At 34.9% G+C, this 22,875-nt stretch carries 24 protein-coding genes; 12 read left to right on the top strand and 12 right to left on the bottom strand.

The window, feature by feature from the left end; translation table 11 throughout:
* Positions 1-75 precede the first annotated feature (75 nt).
* The 3 genes from Q4500_RS03960 to Q4500_RS03950 form a co-directional block, all read right to left on the bottom strand.
* Positions 76-756, bottom strand: coding sequence for an HD domain-containing protein (locus Q4500_RS03960; protein ID WP_303598438.1), 681 nt, complete (start codon positions 754-756; stop codon positions 76-78).
* A complete protein-coding gene (locus Q4500_RS03955) occupies positions 753-1,337 on the bottom strand; it encodes a lysophospholipid acyltransferase family protein (RefSeq protein ID WP_368389718.1) in 585 nt (194 codons plus the stop codon). Before Q4500_RS03955 ends, Q4500_RS03960 begins: the two co-directional genes overlap by 4 nt.
* A 234-nt stretch (positions 1,338-1,571) precedes the next feature.
* Positions 1,572-1,982, bottom strand: a complete 411-nt coding sequence (locus tag Q4500_RS03950; protein ID WP_027065332.1) for a BrxA/BrxB family bacilliredoxin — start codon at positions 1,980-1,982, stop codon at positions 1,572-1,574.
* A gap of 130 nt (positions 1,983-2,112) precedes the next feature.
* Between Q4500_RS03950 and Q4500_RS03945 the strand changes: the two genes are divergently transcribed.
* The 4 genes from Q4500_RS03945 (at position 2,113) to Q4500_RS03930 (ending at position 5,627) form a co-directional block, all read left to right on the top strand.
* Positions 2,113-2,853 (top strand): TerB family tellurite resistance protein, encoded by a 741-nt coding sequence (locus Q4500_RS03945; protein WP_303598436.1) that lies wholly within the window; start codon positions 2,113-2,115, stop codon positions 2,851-2,853.
* A gap of 26 nt (positions 2,854-2,879) precedes the next feature.
* Positions 2,880-3,464 carry a HupE/UreJ family protein gene (locus tag Q4500_RS03940; RefSeq protein WP_303598435.1) on the top strand — a complete coding sequence of 195 codons (585 nt, stop codon included), beginning with the start codon at positions 2,880-2,882 and terminating at the stop codon, positions 3,462-3,464.
* An 85-nt stretch (positions 3,465-3,549) separates the two neighbouring features.
* Positions 3,550-3,987 carry a dCMP deaminase family protein gene (locus tag Q4500_RS03935; protein WP_133685991.1) on the top strand — a complete coding sequence of 146 codons (438 nt, stop codon included), beginning with the start codon at positions 3,550-3,552 and terminating at the stop codon, positions 3,985-3,987.
* 14 nt (positions 3,988-4,001) lie between these two features.
* A complete protein-coding gene (locus tag Q4500_RS03930) occupies positions 4,002-5,627 on the top strand; it encodes a S41 family peptidase (protein WP_303598550.1) in 1,626 nt (541 codons plus the stop codon).
* On the opposite strand, the gene Q4500_RS03925 is transcribed toward Q4500_RS03930, so the two are convergent.
* Positions 5,624-5,827 carry a hypothetical protein gene (locus Q4500_RS03925; protein WP_276491622.1) on the bottom strand — a complete coding sequence of 68 codons (204 nt, stop codon included), beginning with the start codon at positions 5,825-5,827 and terminating at the stop codon, positions 5,624-5,626. The two genes, Q4500_RS03930 and Q4500_RS03925, sit on opposite strands and share 4 nt — an antisense overlap.
* A 36-nt stretch (positions 5,828-5,863) precedes the next feature.
* A complete protein-coding gene (locus Q4500_RS03920; RefSeq protein ID WP_303598434.1) occupies positions 5,864-6,442 on the bottom strand; it encodes a MarC family protein in 579 nt (192 codons plus the stop codon).
* A gap of 115 nt (positions 6,443-6,557) precedes the next feature.
* Here Q4500_RS03920 and Q4500_RS03915 point away from each other — a divergent pair, with 115 nt between their 5' ends.
* The gene (locus Q4500_RS03915; RefSeq protein ID WP_303598433.1) at positions 6,558-7,127 is read left to right on the top strand and encodes a DUF3109 family protein; all 570 of its coding nucleotides are present in this window, start codon (positions 6,558-6,560) and stop codon (positions 7,125-7,127) included.
* Here the strand turns inward: Q4500_RS03915 and Q4500_RS03910 are convergent.
* Both Q4500_RS03910 and Q4500_RS03905 read right to left on the bottom strand, forming a co-directional pair.
* On the bottom strand, positions 7,120-9,057 hold the full coding sequence (locus Q4500_RS03910) for a tetratricopeptide repeat protein (RefSeq protein WP_303598432.1): 1,938 nt from the start codon (positions 9,055-9,057) through the stop codon (positions 7,120-7,122). The genes Q4500_RS03915 and Q4500_RS03910 overlap by 8 nt on opposite strands.
* Positions 9,058-9,110: 53 nt before the next feature.
* Positions 9,111-9,845 (bottom strand): LytTR family DNA-binding domain-containing protein, encoded by a 735-nt coding sequence (locus Q4500_RS03905; protein ID WP_303598431.1) that lies wholly within the window; start codon positions 9,843-9,845, stop codon positions 9,111-9,113.
* Positions 9,846-10,153: 308 nt separating this feature from the next.
* Here Q4500_RS03905 and Q4500_RS03900 point away from each other — a divergent pair, with 308 nt between their 5' ends.
* Positions 10,154-10,294 carry a hypothetical protein gene (locus tag Q4500_RS03900; protein WP_303598430.1) on the top strand — a complete coding sequence of 47 codons (141 nt, stop codon included), beginning with the start codon at positions 10,154-10,156 and terminating at the stop codon, positions 10,292-10,294.
* Between the two features lie 21 nt (positions 10,295-10,315).
* Positions 10,316-10,873 carry a hypothetical protein gene (locus tag Q4500_RS03895; RefSeq protein ID WP_303598429.1) on the top strand — a complete coding sequence of 186 codons (558 nt, stop codon included), beginning with the start codon at positions 10,316-10,318 and terminating at the stop codon, positions 10,871-10,873.
* Positions 10,874-11,819: 946 nt separating this feature from the next.
* On the opposite strand, the gene Q4500_RS03890 is transcribed toward Q4500_RS03895, so the two are convergent.
* The 3 genes from Q4500_RS03890 to Q4500_RS03880 all read right to left on the bottom strand — a co-directional run bounded on the left by Q4500_RS03890 (position 11,820) and on the right by Q4500_RS03880 (position 15,183).
* On the bottom strand, positions 11,820-12,743 hold the full coding sequence (locus tag Q4500_RS03890) for a hydroxypyruvate isomerase family protein (RefSeq protein ID WP_303598428.1): 924 nt from the start codon (positions 12,741-12,743) through the stop codon (positions 11,820-11,822).
* Positions 12,744-12,823: 80 nt separating this feature from the next.
* Entirely contained in the window at positions 12,824-13,471 is a 648-nt protein-coding gene (locus tag Q4500_RS03885; RefSeq protein ID WP_303598427.1) for a gluconate 2-dehydrogenase subunit 3 family protein, read from the bottom strand.
* Positions 13,471-15,183, bottom strand: a complete 1,713-nt coding sequence (locus tag Q4500_RS03880) for a GMC oxidoreductase (RefSeq protein ID WP_303598426.1) — start codon at positions 15,181-15,183, stop codon at positions 13,471-13,473. Before Q4500_RS03880 ends, Q4500_RS03885 begins: the two co-directional genes overlap by 1 nt.
* Before the next feature lie 172 nt (positions 15,184-15,355).
* Here Q4500_RS03880 and Q4500_RS03875 point away from each other — a divergent pair, with 172 nt between their 5' ends.
* The 4 genes from Q4500_RS03875 to Q4500_RS03860 all read left to right on the top strand — a co-directional run bounded on the left by Q4500_RS03875 (position 15,356) and on the right by Q4500_RS03860 (position 19,358).
* The gene (locus Q4500_RS03875; protein WP_303598425.1) at positions 15,356-16,348 is read left to right on the top strand and encodes a sugar phosphate isomerase/epimerase; all 993 of its coding nucleotides are present in this window, start codon (positions 15,356-15,358) and stop codon (positions 16,346-16,348) included.
* Positions 16,349-16,363: 15 nt separating this feature from the next.
* Entirely contained in the window at positions 16,364-16,807 is a 444-nt protein-coding gene (locus Q4500_RS03870; protein WP_303598424.1) for a DinB family protein, read from the top strand.
* Entirely contained in the window at positions 16,808-18,037 is a 1,230-nt protein-coding gene (locus tag Q4500_RS03865) for a nucleoside permease (protein ID WP_303598423.1), read from the top strand. It abuts the gene before it with no gap.
* Between the two features lie 181 nt (positions 18,038-18,218).
* The gene (locus Q4500_RS03860; RefSeq protein ID WP_303598422.1) at positions 18,219-19,358 is read left to right on the top strand and encodes a Gfo/Idh/MocA family protein; all 1,140 of its coding nucleotides are present in this window, start codon (positions 18,219-18,221) and stop codon (positions 19,356-19,358) included.
* 70 nt (positions 19,359-19,428) lie between these two features.
* Here the strand turns inward: Q4500_RS03860 and Q4500_RS03855 are convergent, their stop codons facing one another.
* Both Q4500_RS03855 and Q4500_RS03850 read right to left on the bottom strand, forming a co-directional pair.
* Positions 19,429-19,890 carry an ASCH domain-containing protein gene (locus tag Q4500_RS03855; protein WP_303598421.1) on the bottom strand — a complete coding sequence of 154 codons (462 nt, stop codon included), beginning with the start codon at positions 19,888-19,890 and terminating at the stop codon, positions 19,429-19,431.
* 64 nt (positions 19,891-19,954) lie between these two features.
* Entirely contained in the window at positions 19,955-21,658 is a 1,704-nt protein-coding gene (locus tag Q4500_RS03850) for a GMC oxidoreductase (protein WP_303598420.1), read from the bottom strand.
* Between the two features lie 161 nt (positions 21,659-21,819).
* On the opposite strand from Q4500_RS03850, the gene Q4500_RS03845 reads away from it, so the two are divergent.
* Positions 21,820-22,872 carry a sugar phosphate isomerase/epimerase gene (locus Q4500_RS03845; protein ID WP_303598419.1) on the top strand — a complete coding sequence of 351 codons (1,053 nt, stop codon included), beginning with the start codon at positions 21,820-21,822 and terminating at the stop codon, positions 22,870-22,872.
* The last annotated feature ends 3 nt before the right edge of the window (positions 22,873-22,875 follow it).

Raw genomic sequence — 22,875 nt, 5'->3', positions numbered from 1 at the left:
AAAATTAAAAAAGGGTCTCAATGTAAATTGAGACCCTTTTTTAATGGTTTGATGTTGTTGAATTGTTCTGTAAACCTAACTTAAATTTTTTAAAGGATTCCATTCTTGATAAAATTGCTCTAAAAAATCAACCATGTATTGGTGTCTTTCTTCTGCCAATCTCTTGCCAGTTTCTGTGTTCATTTTATCTTTAAGCAATAAGAGCTTTTCATAGAAATGATTTAAAGTAGGTGCTTCTGATTTTTTGTATTCTTCTTTGGTCATTTCTAAATTTGGTGCTATACTTGGGTCATAGAGCGCACGATGTTTGAATCCGCCGTAATTGAAAGCACGTGCAATACCAATAGCGCCTATGGCATCTAAACGGTCGGCATCTTGAACCACTTTCAGCTCTTTTGAGGTAAAGAGTTTCTTCTTAGTCTTTCCGTCAGTTAAACTGGCTTTAAACGAGCTGTATTTGATGATGTTGGTAACATGGTTGATGGTTCTTTTCGGCACACCAAGACTTAATAAAAAATCTTCTGCCATTTTTGGACCTAAGGCTTCATCACCATCATTAAATTTAGCATCTGCAATATCATGTAAAAGTGCGCCTAGACTAACGACCAACAGGTTTAGGTCATCTTCGTCTTTTGCAATTAACATGCTATTATTTAATACACGTTGAATATGAAACCAATCGTGCCCACCTTCGGCATTTTGTAACGTTTCTTTTACAAATGTGATGGTTTCTTCTACAATTTCTGAATTGGTCATTTAAAGGAATTTATCCCGCTAACTACGGATGCTTCTATTTGTTGGATCAGTTCATCTAAGTTGCCCTCGTTCTCTAAAGGTTGTTGCACCTCTAATCGAACTTTGGCACCTAATCCCATCGGAAATTGTCCGAAGCGAACCAATTTCCATGAATTATTGATGCTAATAGGAACAATCAATGCAGATGGAGCTTTTTTTAATAGCATCTTAAGTCCCATCGGTTTAAATGGCTTAGGGTGTCCATCTCTACTTCTAGTTCCTTCCGGAAAAATTACGGCACTTCTTTTATGTTCTTCAATATAGGTACCCAGTTTTCCTATTTCCATTATTGCCGATTTACCATCGTTTCTGTCAATTAAAACAGAGCCACCATGAACGAGGTTAAATGATACACTAGGTATGCCTTTTCCTAATTCTTTCTTACTAACAAATTTTGGGTGGTATTTGCGCATATACCATATAAGTGGTGGTATATCGTACATACTTTGATGATTGGTTACAATAATCAAAGGTCTGTCTGCTGGTAAATCAAAGTTATTTGTAAAGCGGTAAGTTGTACCTAGAATATTGGTGCTACGCATTAAGCAAAAGTTCAATTTGCTAACAGATGGTTTTAATGCGCTGTAGCCAAATATTTTAAATCCGATCCATTGAATGGGATGAAAAATAAGGAGGCATAGCCCAAATGCGACGAAAAAAAAGGGGGTTATAATGTAAGAAAGCAACTTCTGCATAGTACAAAAATAAAAAACCGCTCAATTAGAGCGGTTTTTTAATCCTATTATTTTGTAAGAAAATAGCTTAAGCCATAAAATCTAGCAAAACTCGTCGTAAGCCTGTGCTAAATTCTGAGCAATCATTTCAGCTGGTCTACCTTCAATATGATGACGTTCGATCATATGAACTAACTCGCCATTTTTGAATAAAGCCATAGAAGGAGAAGAAGGAGGGAAAGGAACCATAAGGTTTCTTGCCGCATCAACAGCTTCTTTATCTACGCCGGCAAATACAGTTACTGCAAAGTCTGGTTTTTTATCGTTCTGCAAGCTCATTTTAGCCGCAGGTCTTGCGTTTGCCGCAGCACAACCACAAACAGAATTTACAACTACTAAAGTTGTTCCTTCTTTATTGATGGCATTTGCTACTGCATCTGCTGTATATAATTCTTCAAATCCGGCAGAAGCCAGATCATCTCTCATTGGTTTTACTAATTCCGCAGGGTACATATTCTTATTATTTTAATTAAACTATTACAAAGATAATCAATTAGTCGCAGCAGTGCTTCAGACCTTAACTTTTCATTGGCCTAACTTTCTGATGGTAATATTTTATCTTTGGCAAAATTGAGAATACGAAATGATTAAATGGTTAGGGGCTGTAGTCGGCTTTTTTTTAAGAGGTTTATCTGGAGCAGTTTTAGGCTTCTTTGCCGGTAGTGTTATAGACAGCTTTTTTGGGACTAGTAAAGGTAGCGCGCGTAGTGTGTTCGAAGATTATACAAGACCAAATGTTACCGCGGCAGATTTTGAGCTGAACTTACTATCGTTATGTTCACTTGTTATTAAGGCAGACGGTCAAGTGAGTCAGTCAGAAATGGATTATGTACGTCAGTATTTTGTTAGTACCTACGGAAAAGACAAGGCGAATGCTATTTTTAGAAGTTTCAATGAAATAAATAAGAAAGGGCAAATATCTGCACAAAACGTTTGTACATTTTTGGCACAACGCACCCGTTATGAAGTCCGTCTGCAATTATTACACTTTTTATTCGGTATTGCTCAGGCAGATGGTAGTATCAGTAACCCCGAAATTCAAAAAATTCGTGAAATAGCAGGTTACTTAAGAGTTTCTCTTAATGAATTTGAAAGTATAAAAGCTATGTTCGTGAAATCGGCGAATAATTCTTATAAAATTTTAGATATTGAGAAATCGGCAACAGATGCTGAGGTAAAGAAAGCTTATAGAGAAATGGCTAAAAAATATCATCCAGATAGGGTGAACACAAAAGATGAAGCCATTAAAAAAGGTGCTGAAGAGAAGTTTAAGCAGGTGCAAGCCGCTTATGAGACTATTCAAAAAGAGCGCGGATTAAATTAGAAGGGCAATTATTTAGATGTATTAGTATGCAAGAATTTTGGTTTTATATAGAATTAGGTCTACATCATGTTTTAGACATAAATGCATATGATCACATATTGTTTTTAACTGCACTGGCGCTTCCTTTCACGTTTAAAAGTTGGAAGAATGTTTTGCTTTTAGCTACCGTTTTTACTTTTACGCATTGTTTGGCGTTGGTATTCTCTGTTTATGAGATTTTGGTAATAGAAGCAAGCTGGATAGAGTTTTTAATACCGGTTACCATTCTCGCAACCGCTATTTTTAATTTAGTAGATAACAAGGCTCAAAAGGAAGATAGAACTATTTGGTTTCATGTCTTGGTAACGGGTTTTTTTGGACTAATACATGGATTTGGATTCTCTAATTATTTTAAAATGATGATTATGGGAGAGGAAGATAAATTAGCACCTTTATTAGGTTTTGCTGGTGGAATCGAATTGTCTCAAGTTGTCATTGTCCTTTTAGTATTGATTTTAGCTTATGTAGTTCAAGGCATTTTAAAAGTAAAGCAAAGCTTGTTTATTACGGTCGGTAGCATTATCATAATACTGGTTACGCTACCGTTGTTATATGAAACATTTCCTTTTTAGATTGTTAAAGTTTACCCTAAGATATAGTCGGTACTAATCAAAGCAGGTACCTTAGGGTTAAGTGCTTATATAAAGCGTAGTGTAAATGAAGAAAGAAAAGCAATTAAAGTATGATAGGGCCTATTTAAGAATGGCCAAAGAATGGGGTAAGCTTTCTTCATGTAAGCGGAAGCAAGTAGGTGCCATCATCGTAAAAGATAGAATGATTATTTCTGACGGATACAATGGTACACCAACTGGATTTGAAAATTATTGTGAAGATGAAGAAGGGTACACGAAATGGTATGTTTTACATGCCGAGGCCAATGCTATTTTAAAAGTAGCAGGTTCTACTCAATCTTGCCAAGGTGCTACTTTATACATTACGTTATCGCCTTGCAGAGAATGTAGTAAGTTAATTCATCAGTCTGGCATTAAACGTGTAGTGTATCAAGTAGGATACAAAGATGATTCGGGATTACAATTTTTGGCAAAAGCAGGTGTTGAATTACAACATATGCCAGAAATAAATGTTACTATCTAACGTTTACACTAATGATGAATAAAAAATACAGTGCTCTATTTCCTTTAATTATCGCTATTGCGCTCGCATTAGGGTTTTTTATAGGCGGAAAACTGAATTTTAATGACTCTCCTGAACGTCTTTTTTCAACAAATTCTAAAAAAGACAAACTCAACAGACTTATAGATTACATTGACTATGAATATGTAGATGATGTAAATACCGATAGCATCGTTGATATTACTGTCAACAGTATTCTTGAAAAACTCGACCCACATTCTGTATACATTTCAGAAAAAGAAATGTCTGGTGTAACCGAGAATATGAAGGGCGATTTTGTTGGTATCGGTATTAATTTTTACTCTTATAACGATACTATTGCGGTTATAAAAACCGTCAAAGACGGACCAAGTTTCGTAAAAGGAATTTTACCTGGTGATCGTATTCTAATGGCAGATAATGATACGCTGTATGGCAAAGACTTCCCCAGTGAAGTTATTGTGGAGAAATTAAAAGGTCAAGAAGGTTCTTCTATTAATCTTACCGTATTTAGAAAAACAGAAAATAGAACATTTGATGTAAAGGTGAAACGAGGTATTGTTCCCTTAAAAAGTGTTGATGCTTTTTATATGCTTAATAAAGATATCGGCTATATAAAAGTAAATCGTTTTGCTGAGTCTACTTATAAAGAGTTTAAAGATGCTTTGGTACGATTACAAAAGCGAGGTGCTAAAAAGCTAGTGCTTGATCTGCGAGATAACCCTGGTGGTTATTTAGGTATGGCAGAAGAAATGGCAGATGAGTTTCTAGAAGATGGTAAGCTTATTTTGTTCACTAAAAATAAAAAGGGAAAAATCAATAAGAGCTTTGCTTCAGATGAAGGTAGTTTTGAAGATAAACCTATTTATGTTTTAATAAATGAAAGATCTGCCTCGGCTAGTGAAATTGTAGCGGGTGCATTGCAAGATAATGATATTGGTACTATTGTTGGTCGTCGATCTTTTGGTAAAGGTTTGGTGCAGCGAGAAATGGCTTTAGGTGATGGCTCGGCAGTTAGACTTACAGTTTCTAGGTATTACACGCCTACAGGTAGAAGTATTCAAAAGACATATGCTAACGGAACTAAAGATTACTACCAACGTTTTACAGATAGATTTCATAGTGGAGAAATGATTTCTGTAGATAGTATTAAAGTGGCAGATTCATTAAAGTTTACCACACCTAAAGGAAAAGTAGTATATGGTGGTGGCGGTATTATACCAGATGTATTTGTGCCAATCGGAAGCAATGAAGAAGAAGCTGTTGAGAGTATGGATAATTTAGGCTTCTTATCCTTTTTTGTATTCGAACATTTAGATGAGGATCGAGAAAGATATGCTCAATACACACAAGAAGAATTTGTAAACGATTTTAAAGTTGACGATATTCTCTTTGAAAGATTTGTACAGTATTCCGTAGATAGAAATCTAAGAATGAACTTCTATGATTATGAGCAAAGCATTAAGCGATTCTTGAAAGCTAATATCGCAGAACAACTATTTAATACTAATATACACGCCAAAATTAAAGCAGATGAAGATCTTATGCTTCAAAAGGTACTAGAACTAGACGGAGGTGGAATTCAGCAACAAGAATCTGGCGAGATTAAAGCCAATAATTAATCCTTATTTATTTTATCTTGAATCTTTCTGCTGGTAACGAATACCAAAAGAAGTACAATGGCGCATAACGACGCCATAATTCCAATTAATGCTATCGTACTATTTTTCTCAAAAGGGTCTGCAAAATTCACTAGAGTTACATTGTAGGCTATAAGTGCTACTGCAATTACTATAAAAATTATGGATAATGTCTTGCTCATAAACTTGTTTTTATAAAAATACAACCTTCTTATGGTCTAGAAAAGCTCATTAATATTAGCTGCGAATAATTTAACAGCAATAGCCATAAGAATTACTCCAAATACCTTTCTAATTACATTTACTCCGTTTTTGCCGAGCATTTTTTCGATTTTAACAGATGATTTGAGTACAATAAAAACGAAGACAATGTTAACAACAATAGCTATAATAATATTTTCAACAAAGTACTCTGCTCTTAACGAAAGCAAAGAGGTAAGGGTACCTGCACCAGCAATTAATGGGAAGGCAATAGGTACAATAGAAGCACTTTCTGGTTCATCATCTTTGTACAATTGAATACCTAAAATCATTTCAATTGCTAAAAAGAAAATAATGAATGCACCGGCAACGGCAAATGAATTTACATCGATGCCAATAAGATTTAATATTTCTTCACCAAGAAACAGAAAGGCTACCATGATTACAGCAGCAACAACAGATGCTTTTTCAGACTGAATATGACCTACTTTTTTCCTAAGCCCAATAATAATAGGAATACTGCCTAAAATATCAATAACGGCAAATAGTACCATACTAGCGGTTGCAATCTCTCTTAAATCAAAATGAAACTCCATACTTCAAATTTTTTGCAAATTTACGTTTATAAATATGCACTTAGATATTTATTCTTAAAATTTTCTAATATCATTACTTTTTAAAAAATGTATCTTGTGCACTTTAAATTAGGTCATGTTTCAATTAGGGAAAACCATAGTATCTGAAGAGATTATAGAAAACGATTTTGTTTGCAACCTTAGCGCGTGTAAAGGTGGTTGCTGTGTCGATGGCGAAGCAGGTGCGCCAGTTGAAGATTCAGAAACTGAAATTATGGTCGATATCTATGCTAAAGTTAAACCATTTTTAAGACCCGAAGGTGTTGCTGTTATTGAAGAGCAAGGTGCTTTTGTTAAGGGTGAAGATGGTGAGTGGGAAACCCCATTAGTAAATGGAAGTGAATGTGCCTACGTTATCTTCGACGATAAGAAAATAGCTAAATGTGGTATAGAAGAAGCTTATAACCAAGGGGAAATTAAGTGGAAAAAACCTGTGTCTTGTCATTTGTACCCAATAAGAGTACGTGAGTATACCGAACTGACTGCAGTAAATTATCATAAATGGCAAATTTGTGACCCAGCATGTGCTTTAGGTGAAGAGTTAAAAGTGCCTGTTTATAAATTCGTTAAAGAAGCTTTAATTAGAAAATTCGGTGCACCTTGGTATAACGAATTAGAAGAGGTTGCTAAAGACCATCTTAAATAGTAGGTATATAGATTACTATTTGTGTGCCCATAGGGTTGGTATCATCGTCAAACTTATCAATGATATCTACATGAAAAAAGTTTTCATAGTCACGAGAAAAATTTGCTAGTCGTTCTTTGGTAATGTCAATACCTACCGACTTTCTCTTGAGAACTTTACTGTCCTTTATTTTTTCTGCCGCATCTCTACCTACACCATTGTCGGTAATGATTATTTCAATAAAGCCACTTTTACCCTTTTTTACTTCTAGGTCTATATTCTTTGCTCCATCTTTTGATGACAAACCATGCCACAAGGCGTTTTCTAAAAAAGGTTGAAGTATAAGCGAAGGTATTTTGATGTTATGGGTATTTATGTCGTCTTTAATATGGATGTTAAAGTTGATTTCATTTGAAAATCGTATGTTTTCGATATTCATATACAGCGCTACTGTTTCTAGCTCATCAGCCAAAGAGATTTCTCGTTGAGACGACGCCTCAAGTATTTTTCGTACTAGTTTCGAGAATTTATTTAAATAATGAACAGCATTCTTTTTCTCATTATTAATGATATATAATTTAATCGAGTTTAGAGAATTGAATAAAAAATGAGGATTCATTTGACTACGCAACATGCTTTGCTCTAATGTTAATAGTTTTTTCTCTGCATTTAATTGGCTCTGCCTATATAGAATATACAAAATGCCTACAAGTAGAATTAAGAAGATACCAATGATAATGAGCATGGTTCTGTTGTTCTTTAACTTTAAGCGTACCGTTTCATTTTCTTTGGCTAGACGGTCTAACTGGTTGGCTCTCTTTTGAGATTCGTATCGTAAAATCATGTCATTTACGTACCGTAGGTTAAGAGAGTTGGTAATGCGTTCTTCGTATTTTCTAGATTCTTTAAAATAGCGCATACCTTTCTGGTAATCATCTCGCTTGATCCATAGCTCAGATAAGAATTTATTCGCTTCGGCTATTTCTGCATTGAAATTGTTAGATGTCGCTAAGCTTAAACCAGACTCTAAATTAGTTTCTGCTCCGTCATAATCGCCAAACCGTATTAATGACCATCCTAAGTTTATATAAATAGTAGTTATGATTTTTTGATCTTCAATAGAAATGGCTTTTAATAAATTGTTTTCTAAAATAGAAATGGCTTCTTTGATTTTGCCCATGTGCACATACACGTGTGCTATATTATAATGACAGATTATTTTTCCGCGATTCGAATCAATTATTTCATTGTAAACAAGTGCTTTTCTAAAATTTTTTAAAGCAGGTTGGAGCTTTCCTTGATATTCATAACACTCGCCTAAATTTTGATGGCTAATGGCAAGACCTAGTTTGTCGTCCAATTCTTTTTGAAGGATCATCGACCTTTCATATTTCTCAATGGCCAGATCATACTGTTCTAGCATTTGATATATTCCGCCAATACTGTTTAAAGATACAGTGATGCTTCGTTTTATGCCACTATTGGGTTCGGTGACATTTTCAGCTAACTCTAATGCTTCTTGGCTGCTATCTAAAGCAGATTTTATAGCATCAGTGTGCCTGTAAACTTTACTGAGCATATTTAAACTATGTACTCTAAGTTCAATGTTATTAGTTTTAACAGATGCTTCTAAGGCACTTTGATAAAGTTCTATTGCTTTTGGGTAAATTGATAAGTCACGATAGAGATTTCCTAGTTGGTTTAAAGCGTATGCTTCTCCTAAAAGATACTTGTTAGTTGTAGCCCTATCTTTTATATAGCGTAACGCAGTACTGTCATTGCTGTAGGTAGCTAAGGCCGAATGTATTTCTTGACATTCTTTCGGAGTTTTAGTTAATAGACTATCTACTATTTCTTTTAATTTTTCGGGTATATTCTGAGAATAACTAGGGTGTTGTGCTACTAATGTATACAGAAGGAAAAATAGAAATTTGAACTTGAATTTATACACTATAGAATTTAAATATAAGCTTAAGATTTGTTATTGAACTTGCTATTGTAATGCTACAACATATCTAAAAAATCTGATTTTTTTTGTCTTGAGACAGGTATTTTATGATTAGACTTTAAAACCACGTAACCATCAGTCTTTAAAAATTCCTTTATTTTATTTAGGTTGATGATGTACGAATTGTGAATTCTAAAAAAAGAATCTGCTGGAAGCAACTCATTGACTTCTTTTAGTTTTTTTGTAAGTACTATTTTTTGCCCATCAGTTAAAAATATGGTACTATAATTACCGTCAGATTCGGCATAAAGAATCTCATCGCTCTCCAAAAATAACAATTTACCATCGGTGTTTAATGTAATACGTTTATGTATTGACCTAGAGTTATAATTTAAGAGTGCCATTTCTAATTTCTCAACAGAAAAATTCTTGTTATTAAATTTTTTAATCTTAATAATGGTTTCTTCTAGATCATCGGTATCTATCGGCTTTAATAGATAGTCTAAAGCCTGACTTTTGATAGCTTTTAAGGCATATTGGTTATAAGCAGTGGTGATTACTACAGGGAAATTCTTGTTTGTTAGTTTTTTAATAAACTGGAAACCATCCATAGTGGGCATTTCGATGTCTAAAAAAAGACAATCAGGAGTGTTTTTTTCTAAATATGAAAGTGCTTCTTTGGGATTGGTAAATGAGGCAATAACATTGATTTCATCACTGAAGTTGGTAAGCTCCCATGTTAGGCTCTGCAGGGCTTTAATTTCATCATCAACAATTACAGCTTTTAACATAAAAGATCGGGTATCAAGTTAGAAAGTTATGAAAAATTACGGGTTTGTAGGGCTTTAATAGGCGAATTTGTATCAATGGAGGATATTTTAGTGTATTCGGTATATTAATGTTGTAAAGGCGTAAAAAGCTTTTGCGCCTTTACATTTGGAAAGAAAAAGACTACATATGTTCTTGTTTGTTAATTATGACAGAATTTAGGTTTCCGATTATACATAAAAGAAGACAGGTTATACATTATAGGACCATGCTTTTTCAGCTTAAATTTATCTTTAGTGAAGAAATTCAGAGTGTTATAAATGAAATTGACATGAAAAAGTGCGGTATAATGTTGGCATTATTTATAGTTGCCTTATTGGTTGCTTCACAATTTATGCAAGATGAAAATGGGGCGAATGAAAATATAACAGTTGTAATGGATGTTCAGAAACGAAATATTAACAAACCATGACTATAACTATTTCTTACAACTATGTCTAAGATAATACAGTTTATAGCTAAGTTTTTGAAAGTATTTTTTTTCGGAATAATACCTTTTATTTTACTTTCAGGTGGATCAAAATACGATTTGGAAAGCATTAAAGTTGAAAAAGGCACATGTAGTTTTAATGTTGATGGAGTAACAAGTTTTCATTTAGAGGGTAAAGCAACCTTTACCAAGAAAATTGAACAAGACAAATTTGGTAATACAATAGACAATTTGTTGTTGAGTTTTACTTCAGTGGATGGTGGGGAGAAACAAACTTTAGAGTTTATTATTGCTTCCACAAAAAAAATGGATAATGGTATACCTGTAGGTGTATATAAAATAAAGCATTTAGATCGTTTACTTAATAAGTTTAACGGTGTTTACGGTTTTGCAGATTTGAGTGGAATTAGTGAACTACCCTTTTTTATTAAATCGGGTGATGTTATAATCACAGAAAATTTTTCTAACAATGTCGATGGCAAGTTAGAAGTAGAATTAGAAAATGCTAACGGAGAATCTTTGAATGTTGAAGGTTCTTTTAATGCAGATATAAAAGTTTAAAATTTAGTACGGTTCTTTATAAGATAGTGTATGTTATCTTATATCTAATGTTTGAGCGCCAAAATAAGTATAACTACGATTCGTCGTATGATTACGTTCTAAGAAAAGGTTTCGGGGGAACTACCTTTTTTAGGCTTGGTGGGCATTTTTCATAATAGAAGCATTAGTGGGGCCGTACATTTTTTATATCAAATGCCAATTCACCTACCTAATTTTATTCTTCAGTTCGTAGTAGTAATGGTTATTAATATTGTTTCTAAATTTCAGCTTTGAATATTGTTCTTTTTATTTCTAAATTGAATAGGAAGGAAGTTTGTATTAATCTTATTTTCATCTAAAATAAATTAATTTCTAAAACTTAAGATTGGTTTCAAGAAGATAATTACTTAATATGATTTTTATAATAAGAGAATAAAAAAGACCTCGTTGACGAGGTCTTTTTTATATACGGCTAAGCCGAGGTTAAGTAAGGGGAATTTTATTTATCGTTTTTGATATACGGCTTTAATACAGTCGAAAATAATAACGCTGCCGCGTATATCATCAAAATTGTGATGTAGTTTTCCATAGCTTAAGTATTAGAGTATAAATTATATACGCATGAAAACTGATTTTGGATTATGGAAAATGGATAGTATCATTAAAAAGACTATAATAAGTTAGTTTAACTGTACTTTTAAAATTGAACCATTTATATTTTAGTCTCATTTGAAATAAGTCAAATGAATTTGACTTTATCTTTTTATAGATATAAAAAGATATTTTTGATGCCAAAAGCAAACCGGCATAGACGAGTAATGTTTGTAGGTATTGGGACATATACAAAAGAACGAATAAGTAGGTTAATTCTTACGTATGCAAAATGTATTTCATCGAAAAGGTGATAATTATTCGATGAAATGCATTTTTTGTTCTCTTATAAATGTATTTATTGTTGATTTTAGGCTTAAAGAAAATTGTCTACCTTCTTATAAGCTTCTATAACGGCCAGTTCACCTTCTTTTCTGTCTCTTGAGTTTCCATGTTCCATGCCTAATACTCCAGTAAAGCCTTGTTGGTGTATCCATTTAAATACGTTATGGTAATTGATTTCACCAGTAGTTGGTTCATTTCTACCAGGATTATCACCTATTTGGATATAGGCAATCTCAGACCAAGAGGCTTCCATATTCGGAATCAGGTTTCCTTCTTGAATTTGTTGGTGATAGATGTCAAATAAAATTTTACATGAAGGTGAATTAACCGCTCTGCAAATTTCAAAGGCTTGAGGAGAGTCGGTCAAAAATAGCCCAGGGTGATTTCTGAAATTCAATGGCTCTAAAACCATGGTAATATTATGTGGTTCTAATAGGGCAGATGCTTGTCTAAGGCTTTCTACAACATTGGCAGTTTGGTAGCCCATTCGTAGTTTTAGGTCTAGATGACCTGGTACTACGGTCATCCATTTTGCATTTACTCGTTTAGCTACTTCAATTGAGCTTTTTATATCATTTAAAAACTCTTCTCTTTTAGTTAAATCTCCAGATGCTAGATTCGGTGTTTTCCAATGAATTTCATGGGCAACAAAAACACCCATTTCAATACCACGCTTTTTCATGGTTGCCGCCATTTTTTCTTGTTGCTCAATTGGGCGTTTGCGCATTTCATTATCTTCAAAAGCAGTATAACCTTGATCTGCCATAAAGTTCAATTGATCAATTGGGTCATCGCCTGCAAGATGTTTAAACATGCCTAAGTGGGGTGCATATTTTAAATTGTATTTATGCGCTGCTGTATTGTTGGTTAATGTATTGGCAAATGATACGGTACTTGCTACTGAAAGTGCACCTGTAGTTAATGCAGATTTTTGAATGAAACTTCTTCTTTTCATGAGTAGTGTATTTAAATGAAAATAGCCAAGAGCGATAACAAATCATGCTCTTGGCTATTAAATATTAGAATATTATTTGGTTATAAGGACCATGCCTTACCGCCAGTAAGCTCTTGTACATCACCGCAAGGCACATATTCCCCTGGTACAGGTAAGTATGCCAAAACTTCTTCACCTACATATTCAGAAGCTTTGTAGCCCCAGATGGTCATTCCCCTTAGATTATTAGCAAAAGCAAATCTTGAAACTTCATCATCTAACTCAGCAGTACCGCCATCGGCAATAGCCTTTGTATAACTGTTAATGGTTTTGAACATTTGTTCCTGTTCATCTTTGTTGTATTTCAAAGAACTTGCTAAAACTGGTTCTAAATCTTCAGCAGTTAAATCTTCAGCTTTTTCTTTACCAGAATCAGCCAAGGCTTTATTTATAAATTTTGTCATAGACATTTTAAAGAAATCTTGTTGTTCCTTTTCCATCACATCTTTGGCAAACCTGTCTATAAAAATATCAACTTGTACTTCTGTAGCAGAAGGAGTATCTGTTTTTGGTAAAATAAGATTCACCAATTTTGAAAGTACAGACCCTTCATTTTGAGCTAAAAATTCAGGTGTCCAAGTAAGGGCTGGCTCACTTTTACAGCTTTGAACAATTGATAATAAAGTTGGGGTGGCCACCATATATCCAAGTGACATACCCATATTTTTTAATACGCGTCTTCTATCCATTATATGTTTCCTTTTTTAAGTTCTTTAACTGCATGATCCGCAGCTCTAGCCGTAAAGGCCATGTAAGTTAATGATGGGTTTACACAACTAGCAGAGGTCATAAATGACCCGTCAGTTACATATACATTAGATACATCATGTAATTGGTTGTTTCCGTTTAGAACAGATGTTTTTCTGTCTCTTCCCATACGGGCAGTACCCATTTCATGTATACCTAAACCTAATGCACTTTCTTCATCATAACCCTTTACATCTCTAAGTCCCGCTTTTTCTAACATATCAACAGCCGACTCTAAAATGTCTTTACGCATTTTAAGTTCGTTTTCTTGAAGCTCAGCATCAAAAGTAACTGTTGGTAGACCCCAATCATCTAATTTATCGTAGTCTAATGTAAATCTGTTGTTTTCGTATGGTAGTACTTCTCCAAAGCCCATCATACCAAACGTCCATCCACCTGGTTTTAAAACAGCATCTTTTAATTCTTTACCGTAAGATAGTTCGGCAATAGATTCTTGCCAATTACCTCTAGAGGCCCCACCTTGATAGCCGAATCCTCTTATGTAATCTTTTCTATCAGAATCACCACCTAAGTTTCTAAATCTTGGAATATAGATTCCACTAGGTTTTCTTCCTTTATAGTATTTATCTTCAAATCCGTCAAATTTACCAGAAGCTCCTACTTTTAATTGGTGGTCCATTATGTTACGGCCTAATTGGTCAGATTCATTACCCATACCATTAGGGAAGGTTTCAGATTTAGATTGCATTAATATAGAAGTAGATGCAATTGCTGATGCACATAAGAAAATAACTTTTGCTTTAAATTCAAATGTTTCTTTCGTATTTGCGTCAATTACTTTTACACCTGTAGCTTTCTTTGTCTTTGGGTCATAAATTACTTCATGTACAATAGAATCTGGTCTAAGGGTCATATTACCTGTAGCTTCTGCTGCTGGTAATGTAGAAGACAAACTGCTGAAGTATGCTCCAAAAGGACACCCTCTTATACATCTGTTTCTAAATTGACATTTACTTCTTCCGTCAAATTGTTTTGTGCCTGTAATGTGTGCTGTTCTACCAGCAGTTACTACACGACCATCAAAATTTTCTGCAACTTTTTCTCTGAATTCCTGCTCTACACAGTTTAGGTCCATCATTGGTAAAAATTGACCGTCAGGTAATTGCTCTAGCCCTAAATTTTCACCACTTACACCAATAAATGTCTCTACCTTATCATACCAAGGTGCGATGTCTTTATAGCGAACAGGCCAATCAACGGCAATCTTATCCTTTTTATTTGCTCCAAAATCAATATCACTTAAACGATAACTTTGACGACCCCACTGTAGCGAGCGTCCACCTAGGTGGTACCCTCTCATCCAATCGAATCTTTTTGTTTCGTTATATGGATGCTTTAAGTCATTTACAAACCACATATTATTTGCTTGGTTTGTAGTGTAACCTGTTCTATGTTGTTTTGCTTGTTGTGCTATAATTTCTTTGGTTGGTTCACCTGCATTCGGAAAATCCCAAGGATCTTTGTTCGCGGTCTCGTAGTCTTCTATATGTTTAACCATTCTACCGCGTTCTAAAACTAGGGTTTTAAGGCCTGCCTCGCATAGTTCTTTTGCGGCCCAACCACCACTTATTCCAGTACCTACGACAATTGCATCGTAAGACTCTTGTTCTTCGTTATAATAAAATTTGCTCATAAAAGTTGTTTAATCTCTAAATTTATTAAATATAAAATTAATTCTATACATTTAAAGTCCATTATTCTTGCGAAATTCGCTATTACTAACGTTAAGTTAGATTAATGTATCAATTCATAATTTTAACGTCAACAGTTAAGGTTATATTTCAAACAACAACAAACTACCAAAAATGAAAAGAAAAAGTTTTATTCGGATTGCCTCTATTGTAGGCATTGGAATCTCGTTATTAGGATCTTACGCGTGTAAAGAAACTAAAAAAGAAAAAGTGGAAAATTCTGAAATCGTGGCAAAAGACAGTAATGTTGAGCCATTTTTTAAATTATCTCTAGCACAATGGTCAATGCATAAAATGATCAGAGAAGATGGCGTAGATCCATATTCTTTTGCTGAAAAAGCTAAAAACTGGGGATTTACAGGATTAGAATATGTAAGTCAGCTGTATAATCCTGAATTAGAGGAAGCAGATTATTCTGAGGAGGCTATGGCAAATTTCGTAGCAAAATCTAATGCCGAAGCTGAAAAATACGGAATGAAAAATGTATTGATCATGATCGATGGTCAAGGAAATTTAGCGGTTAATGATGAAACCGAAAGAAACGAAACTGTAGAGAAGCATAAAAAATGGGTAGATGCTGCTGCAGCTTTGGGTTGCCATGCTATTAGAGTGAACCTTAATGGTAGTAGCGTGCCAAAAGAATGGATCAAGAATTCTGTTGATGGACTTACCAAATTGGCGACTTATGCAAAAACTAAGAATATTAATGTGTTGGTAGAAAACCATGGCGGATTATCATCTAATGGAGAGTTACACGCTCAGGTGATGAAAACCGTAAATATGGATAACTGTGGAAGCTTGCCTGATTTTGGAAATTTCTGCATTGAACGTAAGCCAGAAAGTTGGGATTGTTTAAAGGAGTATGATAAATACAAGGGTGTTAAAGAATTAATGCCATATGCTAAGGCAGTAAGTGCAAAGTCTAATAATTTTGATGCTGACGGATATGATACTGGTATTGATTACGTTCAAATGCTGGAAATTGTTAAAGATGCTGGATATACCGGATTTATCGGTGTGGAATATGAAGGCTCTGAAATTAGTGAAGAGGCAGGTATAATTGCTACTAGAGATCTTTTGTTGAAAGCAGCAAAAGAAATAGAATAATCAAGAGTATGATTTATGGAGACTTTTTTTAATGAAATATTCGATTATAATTTTCACTGCAACAAGAAACTGATAGAACAGTGTTTGGCGCTAGATGCAGTGCCGCCAGAAACTATGCGTTTATTTAGTCATATATTAAATGCGCATCATCTTTGGAACGCTAGAATTTTAAATAAACCTAGTGATTACGAGGTTTGGCAAGAACATGATGTCAAAAACTGGGCAGATATACATTATGAAAATCAACGGAGTTCGTTCGAGATAGTCACTAATGCAGATAATTTTGATAAGCGTATAGATTATGAGAATACTGAAGGGCGATTGTTTACCAATACCTTGCAAGATATTCTTTTTCATATCATCAATCATTCTACAAGTCATAGAGGGCAAATTGCTGTAGATTTTAGAAATAATGATGAAACACCTATAAGTTCAGATTATGTTTATTACAAAAGATAGATGAAAAATAAAGTCAGAGCCCAGCTTTGCTTTATGATGTTTTTAGAATTTTTTATATGGGGTGCGTGGTTCGTGACTCTAGGTACATTTTTAGGAAACAATTTAAAAGCAACAGACGGTGAAATAGCCTTGGCATTTTCAACACAATCATGGGGAGCTATTATTGCTCCCTTTGTTATCGGTATAATAGCCGACAGATACTTTAATGCAGAAAGAATTTTAGGGATTTTACACCTATTTGGTGCGGTACTCATGTATTTCATGTACCAAAGTGCTGCTTTCGATAATTTTTATATGTTGGTTTTGGTATATATGATTTTATATATGCCCACTTTGGCATTGGTAAACTCGGTTTCCTTTAATCAGATGAAGAACCCAGCGAAAGAGTTTTCAATGATTAGAGTATTCGGAACTGCCGGATGGATTATTGCCGGACTCTCAATTAGCTATGTTTTTAGCTGGGACCAAGGTGAAAATATAGGGCAGGGTTTATTAAAAAACACTTTTTTAATGACTGCCATAGCCTCTTTGGTATTAGGATTTTTCAGCTTTACATTACCTAAAACACCGCCAAAAGCAGCTAGTTCAGGGAAGTTAGGATTAAAAGAAATTTTAGGTTTAGATTCCTTGAGTTTATTTAAGGATAAGAATTTTTTAATATTCTTTATCTCTTCAGTTTTAATATGTATTCCGCTGGCATTTTACTATCAGAATGCAAATCCGTTTCTTGTTGAAATCGGCATGGATAACCCGACAGGGAAAATGACATTAGGTCAAATTTCTGAGATTGCCTTTATGTTATTACTGCCTTATTTCTTTACCAAATTCGGATTTAAGAAAACTATTCTTGTAGCCATGGCTGCTTGGGTCGTTCGCTATTTGTTATTTGCATTTGGTGATGTCAACGAACTTGGGTTTATGCTCATCATCGGTATAGCACTGCATGGTATATGTTATGATTTTTTCTTTGTATCAGGGCAAATCTATACCGATAGCAAAGCAGGTGAAAAATTCAAGAGCTCAGCACAAGGTCTTATAACATTGGCAACCTATGGTGTGGGTATGTTAATAGGGTTTTGGATTGCAGGAAAGATTTCAACGGCTTACCTTTTAGATGACGGCAAACATGTTTGGGAAACTATCTGGATGTATCCGGCTGGTTTTGCGTTGGCTGTATTTATATTGTTCGCCATTTTCTTTAAAACCGAGAAAATAGAATATCAGTCTTAGATAAATTCTTTAATTTAAACGCCTGAAAATTGTTTCTTACCCAGTGGTGCAGTTATTTTTAAAGCCTCAATTCAGTAAGCAGTTTTCGAATTGGAACAACAATGTAAATCTGAAGGGATTTTAAACAATACTATTTTCAATAAAAACAACAACAAAAACAACAACAAAAACAACAACAAAAATGCCAAAGAAAATACGATTAGGAATACTAGGTGGAGGAGGAGATTCGCTGATAGGTGTGTTACATAGAGTAGCCTCTTTTATCAATGATAATTATCAAATTACGGGAGCTGTTTTTAATCCTGATTTTGATGCCAGTATAGCATTTGCAAAAGAAATAGATGTTCCTTTAAATAGAATTTATAAAGATTTTGATACTTTAATTGAAGAGGAGTTAAAACTACCAGAAGATGAACGTATTCAAGTATGTTCTGTACTAACACCTAACTTTTTGCATTACCCAATGGCTAAAAAGTTGTTGGATAATGGTTTCCATGTCATTTGTGAAAAACCGATGACCACTACTTTAGATGAAGCAAAAGATTTGCAGAAATCTCATGAGAAAGCGGGTACTGTTTTCGCTTTAACGCATACTTATACAGGTTACCCAATGGTACGCCAAATGCGCGAAATGATCAAAGCTGGAGCTTTAGGTAAAATTCATAAAGTTGATGCAGTTTACTATCAAGGTTGGATCAATACTATTATTCATGATAAAGAGAAAAGATCTTCTGTTTGGAGATTAGACCCTAAGAAAGCTGGTATAAGCTCATGTATGGGAGATATAGGTGTTCATGCCTTTAATCTTGTAGAGTATACTACAGGTCTTAAGATCAATGAACTACTGTGCGACTTTAATTATCTTTATGAAGATAACCAGATGGATGTTGATGGTACCGTTCTTATACGTATGGGAGATCATGTTAAAGGGGTAATTAGAGGTAGCCAAGTTGCAACAGGTGAAGAAAACGGACTTGCCATTTCAATCTACGGAGAGAAAGGAGCTTTTCGTTGGGAGCAAGAACGCCCTAACTTTTTATATAAATTAAGTGATACTGAGCCAACGCAAATATATAAGCCAGGTCATGCTTATAATTCAGAGCTGTCTTTAGACGGAACCAAGTTGCCAGCTGGTCACCCAGAAGGTATTTTTGATTCTATGGCTAACATTTATAAAGGTGTGGCAAAAGCAATTAGAGGTCAAGAGTATAACGATGGTGAATTCCCAACTATGACAGATGGTGTTCGTGGTATGAATTTTATTGAAGCAACCGTAGATTCTCATAAAAGCGGAAATACTTGGGTAGCTTTAGAAAACTAAAAGTAAGTATTAAGTATAAAAAAGAGCCGCAATTTGCGGCTCTTTTTGTTTTATAAACTTTAAATGATAATTACGAATTTACCACTTTAAAATGTTGGCATACGACAATCATACTTTCTCTTGGTTCTCTTTTGAATTCTTGTAATTCTCTGGTAAAAAAATCCCAATGATACTTTTTCCAACTGTCTAATGATTTGTCTCCATTTGCTTCTAATTGAGCATAATTCGAATCAATACTAAAATACGGTTTAAGAGAAACGGCGGTGGTAGCAACGATACATTGTGCTTCACCACTCCAATTTGTGACTACTATATAATCTCCTATTTTGGGTAAAGGTTCATTACGGTTTTGTAAACTTAGTAAAGAATGTGAAATTGCCTTTCTAACTCCGCTCTGTATTAATCTAGCGTTTTCGTTGGCATCTTGTTCATTGTCGCCAAAATACATCGTTTTCGGTGTCTCGTGAAAGACATCTTCGAGGTGATTTTTTAAATAGTCACCCCACATATTTCTGGCTGAAGCATTTTCCATAAGTTGTTATTTTCTTTAAGCTATAGGATTTAATAAACGTTATAATCGCTAATTAATTTTAACGTTATGCGAATTTTCCTGCTTTTAATTGTTCGGCTGCATGGTTTGCTGCTCTTGCCGTAAAAGCCATATAGGTTAATGACGGATTTACACAGCTAGATGATGACATAAAAGCACCATCGGTCACATACACATTCGGTACCAAATGTACTTGATTATTTTTATTTATAATCGAAGTCTTTGCACTGTGCCCCATTCTTGCGCCACCCATTTCATGAATGCCTAAGCCGGGTCCGCTAGGTTCATCATAAGAAGAAACTTCTTTAAAGCCAGCTTCTTTGAACATCGTTACAATTTCTTTTTTAATGTCTTCGCGCATTTTATACTCGTTCTCTTTAAACTCAACGTCAAAAGCCAATTGTGGTAATCCCCATTTGTCTTTCTCAGTAGGGCTTAGGGTAACTCGGTTATCGTCATATGGTAAAAATTCACCAAACCCTGTTACTCCAATGGTCCAACTTCCTGGTTTTAGTACAGATTCTTTTAGCTCTTTTCCGTACCCTAACTCGCCAATTTCTTTAGACCAATCTCCTCTGCTTGCAGTGCCTTGGTAACCGAAACCACGTAAATAACCTTCGCGTTTTGTTTTCTCGTTCAGGTTTACAAATCGAGGTATGTAGAAGCCGTTCGCACGTCTTCCTTTATAATACTTATCTAAGTAACCATCAACTTTAGCAGTTGCTCCAAGTTTATAATGGTGGTCCATAATACCTCTTCCTAAAGCATCAGAATCATTTCCTAATCCGTTAGGGAAGCGTTCAGATTTAGATTGTAGCAAGATGCCAACCGATGCCATGGCCGATGCGCATAGAAAAATCACCTTTGCCTTAAATTCAATTTTCTCATTGGTTTCAGCATCAATGATTCGTACGCCTGTTGCTTTTTTTGTGGTATCGTCATAGATGATTTCATGCACGATGGAATTTGGTCTCAAGGTCATGTTTCCGGTACGTTCCGCTGCAGGTAGCGTAGATGAGTTACTGCTAAAGTAACCTCCAAATGGACACCCGCGCCAGCAACGATTTCTGTTCTGACAAACACCACGACCTTCAAATGTAGCGTTGGGGTCTGTAATATGGGCAGCTCTACCGATTGTTACAAGTCTACCATCATCAAACTTATCGGCAGTTGTTTTTTTAAAATCTTCTTCAACACAATTCAATTTCATAGCGGGTTGAAATATGCCATCAGGCAACACATCTAAGCCTAATTTTTCGCCACTTACCCCAATATATTTTTCAACTTTATCGTACCAAGGCGAAATATCATTATATCTAACAGGCCAGTCTACACCAGCCCCGTCTTTTTTATTTGCTTCAAAATCAATATCGCTCCATCGATAGCTTTGACGACCCCAAGTAAGTGATCTACCACCAACTTGATATCCGCGAATCCAGTCAAAACGTTTTGTTTCTACATACGGGTGGTCAAGATCGTTTACAAAAAAGTGCTTTGAGTCTTCTGTCGGAGCCCATTTTACGCGTTTTTGTACATGATATTTTTTCTCATCCTCCTTAGATAATTTACCTTTTAAAGGATAATCCCACGGGTCATCGTTCATCGTAGGATAATCTACTACATGCTTTACCATAGGACCGCGTTCCAAAACAAGCGTTTTTAAGCCATTCTCTGTTAATTCCTTAGCAGCCCAGCCACCACTTATTCCTGTTCCAACAACAATTGCGTCGAATATTTCATCTTGATTCATGCTTGAAATTTTATCTTTTTCTGATGGTAATCCCTATATTTATAGCAAATCTCCAAAGTATTGAGAAGAACCTGATACAATTCTTAAATATAAGATTTTTTGAGAGATGTGACATCCCAAATACAACAACAAATTCAAACAACAACAGATAGTATATTTTTATGAAAACAATCAAAGGACCAGCCGTATTCTTGGCACAGTTTGTAGACAGTAAAGCTCCATTTAATTCTTTAGACGGAATGTGTAAATGGGCAGCTGATCTTGGATATAAAGGAATTCAAATTCCGACGTGGGAAACTTTTTTAATTGATTTGGATAAAGCAGCTGAAAGTCAGACATACTGCGATGAGCTTAAAGCCAAAGTAAACTCTTACGGTTTAGAAATAACTGAACTTTCTACACACTTACAAGGGCAGTTAGTAGCGGTTAATCCTGCATATGATTTAATGTTCGATTCTTTTGCCCCTAAAAATGTTCACGGAAATCCAAAAGCAAGAACAGAATGGGCAATAGAAACCGTTAAAAAAGCAGCAACTGCAAGTAGAAGACTTGGGTTAAATGTTCATGCTACTTTTTCTGGATCATTATTATGGCATACCATGCACCCTTGGCCTCAAAGGCCAGCAGGTTTAGTGGAAATGGGTTTTGAAGAACTGGCAAAAAGATGGACTCCGATTTTAAATCATTTTGATAAAGAAGGTGTTGATGTTTGTTATGAAATTCACCCTGGTGAAGATTTACATGATGGCGATACTTTTGAGCGTTTTCTAGAAGCTACAGGTAACCATAAAAGAGTAAATATTCTTTATGACCCTAGTCATTTTGTATTGCAACAATTAGACTATATCACGTACATCGATCATTATCATGAATTTATAAAGTCTTTTCATGTGAAGGATTCTGAGTTTAATCCAACAGGTAAGAAAGGTGCATTTGGTGGTTATAATGATTGGGGAGATAGAGCCGGTAGATACCGCTCATTGGGTGATGGTCAAATAGATTTCAAAACCATATTTTCTAAATTAACACAATACGGTTGTGATGTTTGGGCGGTTATGGAATGGGAATGCTGTATTAAGAGTCCTGAGCAAGGTGCTTGTGAAGGAGCAAAATTCATTTCTGACCATATTATTGAAGCGACTAAAAAGACTTTTGATGATTTTGCAGGTGCTGAAATTGACAAGGATATGTTGAAGAAAATGCTAGGACTTTAAAAT

Source organism: Maribacter sp. 1_MG-2023 (assembly GCF_030547005.1).
Lineage (GTDB): Bacteria > Bacteroidota > Bacteroidia > Flavobacteriales > Flavobacteriaceae > Maribacter.
The sequence above is the reverse complement of the archived record's forward strand: the minus strand, read 5'-3'. Positions and strand labels throughout refer to the sequence as shown.

What these genes read in the sequence shown, in the direction of transcription:
- Q4500_RS03960 (WP_303598438.1), bottom strand. Translation starts at nt 756, where the DNA reads ATGACCAATTCAGAAATTGTAGAAGAAACCATCACATTTGTAAAAGAA.
- Q4500_RS03955 (WP_368389718.1), bottom strand. Translation starts at nt 1,337, where the DNA reads ATGCGTAGCACCAATATTCTAGGTACAACTTACCGCTTTACAAATAAC.
- Q4500_RS03950 (WP_027065332.1), bottom strand. Translation starts at nt 1,982, where the DNA reads ATGTACCCTGCGGAATTAGTAAAACCAATGAGAGATGATCTGGCTTCT.
- Q4500_RS03945 (WP_303598436.1), top strand. Translation starts at nt 2,113, where the DNA reads ATGATTAAATGGTTAGGGGCTGTAGTCGGCTTTTTTTTAAGAGGTTTA.
- Q4500_RS03940 (WP_303598435.1), top strand. Translation starts at nt 2,880, where the DNA reads ATGCAAGAATTTTGGTTTTATATAGAATTAGGTCTACATCATGTTTTA.
- Q4500_RS03935 (WP_133685991.1), top strand. Translation starts at nt 3,550, where the DNA reads ATGAAGAAAGAAAAGCAATTAAAGTATGATAGGGCCTATTTAAGAATG.
- Q4500_RS03930 (WP_303598550.1), top strand. Translation starts at nt 4,002, where the DNA reads ATGAATAAAAAATACAGTGCTCTATTTCCTTTAATTATCGCTATTGCG.
- Q4500_RS03925 (WP_276491622.1), bottom strand. Translation starts at nt 5,827, where the DNA reads ATGAGCAAGACATTATCCATAATTTTTATAGTAATTGCAGTAGCACTT.
- Q4500_RS03920 (WP_303598434.1), bottom strand. Translation starts at nt 6,442, where the DNA reads ATGGAGTTTCATTTTGATTTAAGAGAGATTGCAACCGCTAGTATGGTA.
- Q4500_RS03915 (WP_303598433.1), top strand. Translation starts at nt 6,558, where the DNA reads ATGTTTCAATTAGGGAAAACCATAGTATCTGAAGAGATTATAGAAAAC.
- Q4500_RS03905 (WP_303598431.1), bottom strand. Translation starts at nt 9,845, where the DNA reads ATGTTAAAAGCTGTAATTGTTGATGATGAAATTAAAGCCCTGCAGAGC.
- Q4500_RS03900 (WP_303598430.1), top strand. Translation starts at nt 10,154, where the DNA reads ATGAAAAAGTGCGGTATAATGTTGGCATTATTTATAGTTGCCTTATTG.
- Q4500_RS03895 (WP_303598429.1), top strand. Translation starts at nt 10,316, where the DNA reads ATGTCTAAGATAATACAGTTTATAGCTAAGTTTTTGAAAGTATTTTTT.
- Q4500_RS03890 (WP_303598428.1), bottom strand. Translation starts at nt 12,743, where the DNA reads ATGAAAAGAAGAAGTTTCATTCAAAAATCTGCATTAACTACAGGTGCA.
- Q4500_RS03885 (WP_303598427.1), bottom strand. Translation starts at nt 13,471, where the DNA reads ATGGATAGAAGACGCGTATTAAAAAATATGGGTATGTCACTTGGATAT.
- Q4500_RS03880 (WP_303598426.1), bottom strand. Translation starts at nt 15,183, where the DNA reads ATGAGCAAATTTTATTATAACGAAGAACAAGAGTCTTACGATGCAATT.
- Q4500_RS03875 (WP_303598425.1), top strand. Translation starts at nt 15,356, where the DNA reads ATGAAAAGAAAAAGTTTTATTCGGATTGCCTCTATTGTAGGCATTGGA.
- Q4500_RS03870 (WP_303598424.1), top strand. Translation starts at nt 16,364, where the DNA reads ATGGAGACTTTTTTTAATGAAATATTCGATTATAATTTTCACTGCAAC.
- Q4500_RS03865 (WP_303598423.1), top strand. Translation starts at nt 16,808, where the DNA reads ATGAAAAATAAAGTCAGAGCCCAGCTTTGCTTTATGATGTTTTTAGAA.
- Q4500_RS03860 (WP_303598422.1), top strand. Translation starts at nt 18,219, where the DNA reads ATGCCAAAGAAAATACGATTAGGAATACTAGGTGGAGGAGGAGATTCG.
- Q4500_RS03855 (WP_303598421.1), bottom strand. Translation starts at nt 19,890, where the DNA reads ATGGAAAATGCTTCAGCCAGAAATATGTGGGGTGACTATTTAAAAAAT.
- Q4500_RS03850 (WP_303598420.1), bottom strand. Translation starts at nt 21,658, where the DNA reads ATGAATCAAGATGAAATATTCGACGCAATTGTTGTTGGAACAGGAATA.
- Q4500_RS03845 (WP_303598419.1), top strand. Translation starts at nt 21,820, where the DNA reads ATGAAAACAATCAAAGGACCAGCCGTATTCTTGGCACAGTTTGTAGAC.